The 8189-nt window shown below is 64.2% G+C and carries 8 protein-coding genes, 2 tRNA genes and 1 pseudogene; 4 read left to right on the top strand and 7 right to left on the bottom strand.

Features of this window, described 5'->3' with window-relative positions; translation table 11 throughout:
- Positions 1–420: 420 nt before the first annotated feature.
- Together Q4F73_RS10055 and fabG are read left to right on the top strand one after the other, a co-directional pair.
- Positions 421–927 carry a hypothetical protein gene (locus Q4F73_RS10055; protein WP_303359213.1) on the top strand — a complete coding sequence of 169 codons (507 nt, stop codon included), beginning with the start codon at positions 421–423 and terminating at the stop codon, positions 925–927.
- A gap of 416 nt (positions 928–1343) precedes the next feature.
- A complete protein-coding gene (gene fabG / locus Q4F73_RS10050) occupies positions 1344–2114 on the top strand; it encodes a 3-oxoacyl-ACP reductase FabG (protein ID WP_303359212.1) in 771 nt (256 codons plus the stop codon).
- A gap of 186 nt (positions 2115–2300) precedes the next feature.
- On the opposite strand, the gene Q4F73_RS10045 is transcribed toward fabG, so the two are convergent.
- The 4 genes from Q4F73_RS10045 to Q4F73_RS10030 form a co-directional block, all read right to left on the bottom strand.
- On the bottom strand, positions 2301–2618 hold the full coding sequence (locus tag Q4F73_RS10045) for a hypothetical protein (protein WP_303359211.1): 318 nt from the start codon (positions 2616–2618) through the stop codon (positions 2301–2303).
- Between the two features lie 70 nt (positions 2619–2688).
- On the bottom strand, positions 2689–3303 hold the full coding sequence (locus Q4F73_RS10040) for a nucleotidyltransferase domain-containing protein (RefSeq protein WP_303359210.1): 615 nt from the start codon (positions 3301–3303) through the stop codon (positions 2689–2691).
- Between the two features lie 178 nt (positions 3304–3481).
- Positions 3482–4108 (bottom strand): ATP-dependent Clp protease proteolytic subunit, encoded by a 627-nt coding sequence (locus Q4F73_RS10035; protein ID WP_303359209.1) that lies wholly within the window; start codon positions 4106–4108, stop codon positions 3482–3484.
- A 15-nt stretch (positions 4109–4123) separates the two neighbouring features.
- Positions 4124–4723 (bottom strand): ATP-dependent Clp protease proteolytic subunit, encoded by a 600-nt coding sequence (locus Q4F73_RS10030; protein WP_303359208.1) that lies wholly within the window; start codon positions 4721–4723, stop codon positions 4124–4126.
- 165 nt (positions 4724–4888) lie between these two features.
- Between Q4F73_RS10030 and Q4F73_RS10025 the strand changes: the two genes are divergently transcribed.
- Positions 4889–5836, top strand: a complete 948-nt coding sequence (locus Q4F73_RS10025) for a zinc-binding dehydrogenase (protein ID WP_303359207.1) — start codon at positions 4889–4891, stop codon at positions 5834–5836.
- A 158-nt stretch (positions 5837–5994) separates the two neighbouring features.
- Here the strand turns inward: Q4F73_RS10025 and tig are convergent, their stop codons facing one another.
- From tig to Q4F73_RS10010, 3 genes are all read right to left on the bottom strand, one after another.
- Positions 5995–7377, bottom strand: coding sequence for a trigger factor (tig, locus tag Q4F73_RS10020; protein WP_303359206.1), 1383 nt, complete (start codon positions 7375–7377; stop codon positions 5995–5997).
- Positions 7378–7444: 67 nt separating this feature from the next.
- Positions 7445–7518: transfer RNA gene (locus Q4F73_RS10015), tRNA-Pro, on the bottom strand.
- Positions 7519–7625: 107 nt separating this feature from the next.
- Positions 7626–7700 (bottom strand) — tRNA-Gly (locus Q4F73_RS10010).
- Positions 7701–7809: 109 nt separating this feature from the next.
- Between Q4F73_RS10010 and Q4F73_RS10005 the strand changes: the two are divergent.
- A pseudogene (locus Q4F73_RS10005) lies at positions 7810–8189 on the top strand (DUF1542 domain-containing protein); the annotation flags it as partial.

Raw genomic sequence — 8189 nt, 5'->3', positions numbered from 1 at the left:
AGACCGTCGAGTACCACCTCACGCGCGTGTACCGGAAGCTCGGCGTGCGCACGAGAAACGAGCTGCCGAGGGTGCTGGACGAGTTGTAGCGGGCGGATTTTGATTCACTTGGGTGACCTGGGTGACGCGCAGAAAAAAGGCGAGTACACAGGCGGAATCGAAGCTTCGCTCCCCACCTGCTGGGTGGCATTCGGATCCAGCCCCGGGCGCATCATTAGCCTTGGCCAATCTCAGTTGTTAGCGTCGAAGAGCGGCCTAAACACGCCGCTGTCCCGGTCGCCCTGCAGGCGACCGGGACAAACGACCACCTCAGAGGTATTCGAACCATGAGATTTCGCTACACGCTTTTCCCCTCCCCTCGTCGTCGCGGTGCTGACAGCTGGTCTCCCCGCCCCCGCGTTCGCTGAACCAGGCAGTTCAATGTCTTCCTCCTCGGCTCAGCAGAAGACTGACGATTCCGCTCAAGAGACCCCGGCTTCCGAGTTTGGAGGTGTCGAGCTCACTGCCCTGAACGGAAACAAGGTGGAGGCATATTTGATCTCCGCTGATTACGTCGAAGGACAGCAACAGTTCGTTTACGAGCTCCGCGACCACCGGGCGGTCAATGCAGGTCACGGCCACGTTCAGGTGAAGAACGAGGCAGGGGAGATTGTCGGATCTTTCGAGAGCGGTCTCACCTCCATGCCTGACGGCCGTCAAGTGGATATTTCAGTCGAGGCAGACGAGGCGAACCGTCTGCACATTACATCAGCCCTGGTGGGCCCGCAGCCGCGGGCAAACCCTGTCAGCTGCGCTGCGGCCGGCTGGGCTACCGTCGCCCAGTATCGCAATCTCTTCCGTCCCGGCCATCCCGCATGGATGGCTGCTCAAGGAATGGGATTTCTCGCCCTGTACGGCTACTCCGTCCTCAGCTGTACCCCCAGGTAGTGCTGCCTTATGACGTCACGTTCACATAAACCACGATCCCTGCCCTATCTGGAAATCATCGGGATCGTCCTGAGTCTCGTCGCCAGTTTCAGGGATCCACTGTTTCTCGTGGTCGCTTTGTGGCTTCTTCTCATAGCGATCCGGCCGTGGGAACGAATCCCCCGGAAGTCTGACAGCACATCCACCTCGTCTCACTAGAGCGCTCCTGCAGGTGAACGGATCGACCCGATCTTCATTTGCTCGACATTCGGACTCGAGTATTGGTACGCGTACGGGGCGAGGTGAGGATGTGTGCGTCGGTGCCACAAGCGGCTGACTTCAACTCCGGCTTGCCTCAAACAGGCCGATGGAGGTCTCAGATAGCTTCGGTACCGTGGAAGCGACCCCCTCCCCCACCCACCAGGAGTCGCATAACCATGTTCGACCTGAACAAACAGACCGCCATCGTCACCGGAGGAGCCGCCGGCATCGGCCGCGGCATCGTCGAATCGCTCCGCGAGGCCGGAGCAAACGTCGTCATCGCCGACCTCGACCTGGCCGCCGCCGAGGCGACCGCCGCCGAGACCGGGTCTCATGCCCGTGAGCTCAACGTCACTGACCGCGACCAGGTCCGCGCCGTGTTCAAGGACGTCGCCGAAGAGTTCGGCGGCATCCGGATCTTGTGTTCCAACGCCGGCGTCTTCCCGCAGGCCACCCTCGACGAGCTGGACGACGACAAGTGGAACCAGATGTTCGACATCAACACCCGCGGCACGTTCGTCGTCGTGCAGGAGGTGCTGCCCTACATGCGGAAGGAACGCTACGGGCGCATCGTCATCACCACCTCGATCACCGGCTCCCACACCGGCTACCCCGGCTGGTCCCACTACGGTGCCTCCAAGGCCGCGCAGCAGGGCTTCATGCGCGGCGCCGCCCTGGAAATCGCCCGCGACGGCATCACCATCAACGGTGTCCTCCCCGGCAACATCCTCACCGACGGCCTCAAGGCCCAGGGCGAGGAGTACCTGGCACAGATGGCCCGCGGCATCCCCGCCCTGCGCCTCGGTGACCCCCGGGACATCGGCAACGCCGCGGCCTTCCTGGCCACCCGCGAGGCCGGTTACATCACCGGCCAGACGCTGGTCGTCGACGGCGGGCAAATTCTGCCCGAGTCCCCGGAGGCGATCCTGCCGCCGCACGAGGGATAAGCGGCGGAACCGATCCGGTCCGACCGGCCAGGGATCGACATCGACTGCCCTAAAGACAAATCACGGCAGGCAGACCCTCCACGGAAAGATCAAGTAGATTGCCCGGGCAGTCCACCCGGCAGTCGCCCGATCCATAGCCTGACCTCTAGCTGGTGATAACCATGGCCCCACGGGGGTTCGCTTCGCTTAGATAAGGCCGATGAGATGCGCTGCTGCACGCCGTGCCTGGATCAGCTGTGTGGAGGAGATACTCTCGTGCCCGTACTCAGCCCGGGTCTTCAAGGACAACAGCAACTCGAGTTTGTTAGCAGCAGACTTGTTCACTTCCGCCAACAGTCTCACCGCCTGCCGGTGATCCGGCCCCTTGGCGTGGACTCCCAATGACTTCGCACAGATGGCATCGGCGGCAGCAATGCCGGCGTGGACATACAGTGAGGCGCACGAATCTTCGTGCGCGGATTCATGGAGCAACAGCAGATCTTCTGCATGATTGTAAAAACCCACCGCCTTGCGAGCACGGCCCCTCCTGACGTGATCGTCAGCAGGCACTGTCTTCCCCCGAGTCGACATGCCATCAGGCTAGCGCACGAAGCCGCCTCCTGAGCCACTGCGGATCCCCGACGACGATGGCCCCCTCACGTTCAACGGACTCCATCACTCCACTGGGAGTCACCTCACTGACGCGCAGGAGCAATGGGCGTGGTTCGTTCCCCGTCCACGCCCACACGCCCTCGCTCAGGGCCGATAGCTGGTTTTCGACAATGTCGTCTGGTGCTCCGTCGGGGAACACCACCAAGAGGTCAATGTCACTGTCAGTGCGCATGTCATCCCGCGCGGTGGAGCCGAAGACGTACATGACCACTGGCTGCACCTCCCACGCGGCGGCCATGGCCCGGAGGCGCCGGAACACCTCCATCTTTGCGTCGGCGATCAGGGCGACTGCCGGTGCCAGGACATGGTCGCGATTGAGTTGATAGCCCACGCTCCTTCCGATGGAGTGTCCCTGGAGGACACCGTGGGCCTCGAGGCGCCGCAGGCCGTCATGGACCGCGCGGAGGGAGCCCTGTTCAGGGAGCAGTCTGTGAATCTCAGCGGCCGAAAGCACCCGGGTGGTGCGCGCCAAGACGGTCAGCAGTTGAGAATCGATGCCGGTGGGACCGAGTGCTGAGAATGGGTTCTGTAGTTTCACGGCCTGACCTCCTGTGCAGATTATCGCACAGTCATGCAGAATTCTGCACAAAGCGGGGTGGTTGAGCGGAAGCGGCTCCCACGGTTAACGCAGGACACGTGGGCGATCCCCCTGTGGGGGCTACGGAGCGTCGATAAGCATGAAAAAAGGGGCCCCGCAGGGCCCCTTTCCGCTCACCTTAAGCGTTGAGCTTGCGGTAGTCGAAGACGGTGTCGATGATGCCGTACTCGACGGACTCCTCGGCCGTGAGGATCTTGTCACGGTCGGTGTCGATGCGGATCTGCTCCGCGTCCTTGCCGGTGTGACGCGCCAGCGTGGTCTCCATGAGGCGGCGCATGCGCTCGATCTCGGCGGCCTGGATCTCCAGGTCAGAGACCTGGCCCTGGGTGCCCTGGGTGGCCGGCTGGTGGATGAGCACGCGGGCGTTCGGCAGCGCCGCACGCTTGCCGGGAGCACCGGCGGCCAGCAGCACGGCCGCGGCGGAGGCGGCCTGGCCGAGGCAGACGGTCTGCACGTCCGGGCGGACGTACTGCATGGTGTCGTAGATCGCCATCAGCGCGGTGAAGGAACCACCGGGGCTGTTGATGTACATGGTGATGTCGCGGTCGGGGTCAAGGCCCTCGAGCACGAGGAGCTGCGCCATGATGTCGTTGGCGGAGGTGTCGTCGACCTGGGTGCCCAGGAAGATGATGCGCTCCTCGAAGAGCTTCGCGTACGGGTTGGTCTCCTTGGTGCCGTAGGCGGACTGCTCGATGAAGGAGGGCAGGACGTAACGCGACTGGGGCATCTGGAAGTTGTTCATCATTGTCTCTTTCATTCCCTAGTTGCTGATCGGGCCCTCAGCGTGGCTGATGACGTGGTCGACGAGCCCGTACTCCTTGGCCTCCTGAGCGGTGAACCAGCGGTCACGGTCGGAGTCCTTGGTGATCTGCTCGAAGCTCTGGCCGGTGTGCTCGGCGATGAGCTCGGCCATCTCGCGCTTGGTCTGCGCGAACTGCTCGGCCTGGATGGCGATGTCCGCGGCGGTACCACCGACACCGGCCGACGGCTGGTGCATCATGATGCGGGCGTGCGGCAGGGCGAAACGCTTGCCCTTCGTGCCGCCGGAGAGCAGGAACTGGCCCATGGAGGCCGCCAGGCCCATGCCGTAGGTGGCGATGTCGCACGGGGAGTACTTCATGGTGTCGTAGATCGCCATACCGGCGGTGACGGAACCACCCGGGGAATTGATGTACAGCGAGATGTCGCGGGAGGGATCCTCCGCGGACAGCAGCAGGATCTGCGCGCAGATCTTGTTGGCGATCTCATCGTCGACCTGCTGGCCGAGGAACACGATGCGCTCACGCAGCAGGCGCTCGTACACCGAGTCACCGAGGTTCATGCCCGCCCCCGGGGACGTCATCCGGATCTGATCAGTCATGTCAGCTTCACTCCTTCTGGTTCGTTGGCTCCCAGGGTACTAGTGCCTCTCCCCGGATCGCCCTTCTGTTCGCTCACAGCGTCCCAACGCTTATCGACGCGCCGTCATTCCCCCAACACGGTAGTATGGGACATGTCATCAAAATCTATCTGAAGGAGCAGCACCATGAAGGCATGGCAGTTCACCAACACCCACGAGCCCCTCGTCCTCAACGAGGTTCCTGACCCAGTCGCCGGAGAGGGGGAGGTAGTCCTGGAGATGAAGGCCGCCGGCCTGTGCCACTCCGACGTCGGACTCCTGGAAGACGAGGGCTGGCTGTCGATGCTGGCGAAGCGACCGATCACCATCGGCCACGAGAACGCCGGCGTCGTCGCCGAGGTGGGCCCCGGCGTGACCGAGTTCGCCGTCGGTGACCGCGTGGGCGTCTGCCCCACCACAGCCGCCGGCGCCCCCGGTTACTCCTTCGACGGCGGCTTCGCCCCGAAGATGGCCGTCGCCGCCGAGGCCCTTGTCCCCCTGCCGGACAACGTCGACTTCCTCCAGGGCGCTGCCGCCACGGACGCCGGTATGACCTCCTACGCGGCCGTCATCACGCAGGGTGGTGTCAAGGAAGGTGATGTCGTCGGCATCATCGGTCTGGGTGGGCTGGGCCAGATCGGCGCGAAGGTCGCCATGCTCGCCGGTGCCGACGTCTACGTCGCAGAGGTCAACGAGAAGGTGTGGCCCCTGGCCGAGGAGCTCGGCGCCAAGGGAGTGAAGAAGTCCATCACCGAGTTCGAGGACGTCACCTTCGACGTCATCGTCGACTTCGCCGGCTTCGACACCACCACCGCGCAGTCCGTGGACATCATCCGCCGCGACGGCACCGTCGTCGTGGTCGGCATGGGCAAGCTGGAGTCCACCATCTCCACCAAGTCACTCATCCTCAACCAGGCCCGCCTGGTCGGATCCAACGGTGGCACCAAGGAAGACATCGCCGGAGTCTACGAGTACATGGCGACCGGCAAGCTCAACCCGACGATCACCACCATCGGCTTCGACGAGATCCCCGAGGGCATCGAGAAGCTGAAGAACGGTGAGGTTGTCGGCCGACTGGTGGCCAGCTTCGAGTAGGCCTCCTGGCCTCGGCCCCGTTTAGTAGGCCTCACCGCGATACCGAGCCCACGAGCCCGGATACGGCCCCTCCCGAGGGAGTGAAGCCGAGGTAGTGAGGCCGAGTGCAAGAACGCGCCCCCGACCACACAGGTCGGGGGCGCGTCTATGGGTGAGGATTAGTCCTCGGACTCAGCCTTCTCGGCGGCCTGCTCGACGAACTCGGACTCAGCGGCCTCGACCTCATCGCCGAAGTACTCGGCCGGGTCGACGTCGTTGCCGGCCTCGTCCTTGACGGAGACACGGCAGATGGCGGCCGCGAGGGCCTTGCCGCGGCGGACGTCGGAGAACAGGTTCGCGATCTGGCCGGACTGCTGCAGCTGGCCGACGAACTGGTTCGGGTCCATGCCGTAGGACTGGGCGGTGAACAGGATGTGGTCGGTGAGCTCCTGCTGGGAGACCTCCGGGTTCTCCTGCTCGGCGAGGGTGTCCAGGAACAGCTGGGTGCGCACGGCCTCCTCGGAGTCCTTGCGGGCCTGCTCGTCGAACTCCTCGCGGGTCATGCCCTGGGACTTGAGGACCTCGTTGAGAGCGTTCTCGTCGTGAGCCATCTGGCCGAGCAGCTGGTGGAGCTGCTGGTGGACCTGCTCGTCGACGATGGACTCCGGCAGGGCGAAGTCGGTCTTGGCCAGGGCGGCCTTGAGGACCTCGTCGCGGATGTTGGCGGCCTGCTGGGCCTTGCCGGACTCGGCGACCTGCGCCTGGGTGGCGTCGCGAAGCTCGTCGGCGGTGTCGAACTCGGAGGCGAGCTGGGCGAACTCGTCGTCGAACTCCGGCAGCTTGCGCTCCTTGGTCTGCTGGACGTGGACGGCCACGGTGGCCTCCTTGTCCTTGTGCTCACCGGCGACGATGGTGGTGGTGAACTCGTTGTCCTCACCGGTCTTCATGCCGCGCAGCGCGGTGTCGAGGCCGTCGATGAGATCGCCCTGGCCGATCTCGTAGGACAGGCCCTCGGTGGTGGCCTCGTCGACGACCTCGCCGTCGACGGTGGCCTTGAGGTCGATGATGGCGAAGTCGCCGGTCTTCAGCTTGCGCTTGGTGTCCTTGAGCTCACCGAAGCGGGCGCGGAGACGGTCGATCTCCTCGTCGACGGCAGCGTCGTCGACCTCGACGGCCGGGACGGTGACGGACAGCTCGGAGAAGTCCGGGACCTCGATCTCCGGGCGGACGTCGACCTCGGCGGTGAACTCGACGAACTCGTTGTCCTCGATCTGGGTGATGTCGACGCTCGGCTGGCCGATGGCGACGATCTCGTTCTCCTCGACGGCCTTCTGGTACTGGACCGGCAGCATGTCGTTGACGACCTGCTCGAGGATGGGGCCGCGACCGTAGCGGGCGTCGATGAGCTGGCGCGGAGCCTTGCCCTTACGGAAACCCGGGATGGACACCTGCTGGGCGATGGCCGAGTAGGCCTGGTCAATCTCAGTCTTCAGGTCCTCGAAGGGGACGTTGACGGTGAGCTTGACGCGGGTGTCGCTCAGCTTCTCGACGGAACTCTTCACGAGTAACTCTCCTGGTTTCACATTGATACGGCAGTACTTTTGAGCCCGGCATGCACCGGTCCCTACGTCGGGGCGACAGGATTTGAACCTGCGACCCCCTGCTCCCAAAGCAGGTGCGCTACCAAGCTGCGCCACGCCCCGTAGGTGTGGTGAGCAGTCTACCGGCACTGTGATCACGACCGCTGCATGGGGGTCGCAAAAGGCCCCGCACCGGAGAAAATCCACGGTGCGGGGCCTGCCTTAAAACTTGGAGGGAATGACGGGAATCGAACCCGCGTCTTCAGCTTGGAAGGCTGAGGTATTAGCCACTATACGACATTCCCCTGCGTGTGCCGGACCAGTCTAACGCATGGTGGGCGAATAAAGAAAACCGGAACAAACGGGCGTCGATAAGCGTTGGACAGGTAACAGCTAACGAAAGGTGACCTTCACGTGGAACTGCTTCTCCTCCTCCTGCTGCTCGGCGGCGGCGCCTACTGGTACACGAACCGCAACAGCCAGAACAAGAAGGCCGAGCTGGAGCAGACCCAGCTGGCCGACGCCCAGGCGGACGCCCGCCGCTGGATCGAGCGTCTGGGGTCGCAGGTGCTCACCATCGCCGGCAACGACGCCGCCTCCACCCAGGCGATCGCCGATGCCTCCGAGCGCTACAACGCCGCGGCCTCCGCGATCTCCCAGGCGCAGACCGTCAAGCAGGCGCAGCTGGCGCGCGAGTCGGCCCTGGAGGGCCTGCACTACATGAACGCCGCCCGCGAGATCATGGGCATGAACCCCGGCCCCGAGCTGCCGGCCCTGGAGGGCCAGCGCAACGC

Source organism: Corynebacterium sp. (genome assembly GCF_030535495.1).
Lineage (GTDB): Bacteria > Actinomycetota > Actinomycetes > Mycobacteriales > Mycobacteriaceae > Corynebacterium.
Note: the sequence above shows the minus strand (reverse complement) of the source record. Positions and strands in the feature narration are given on the sequence as shown.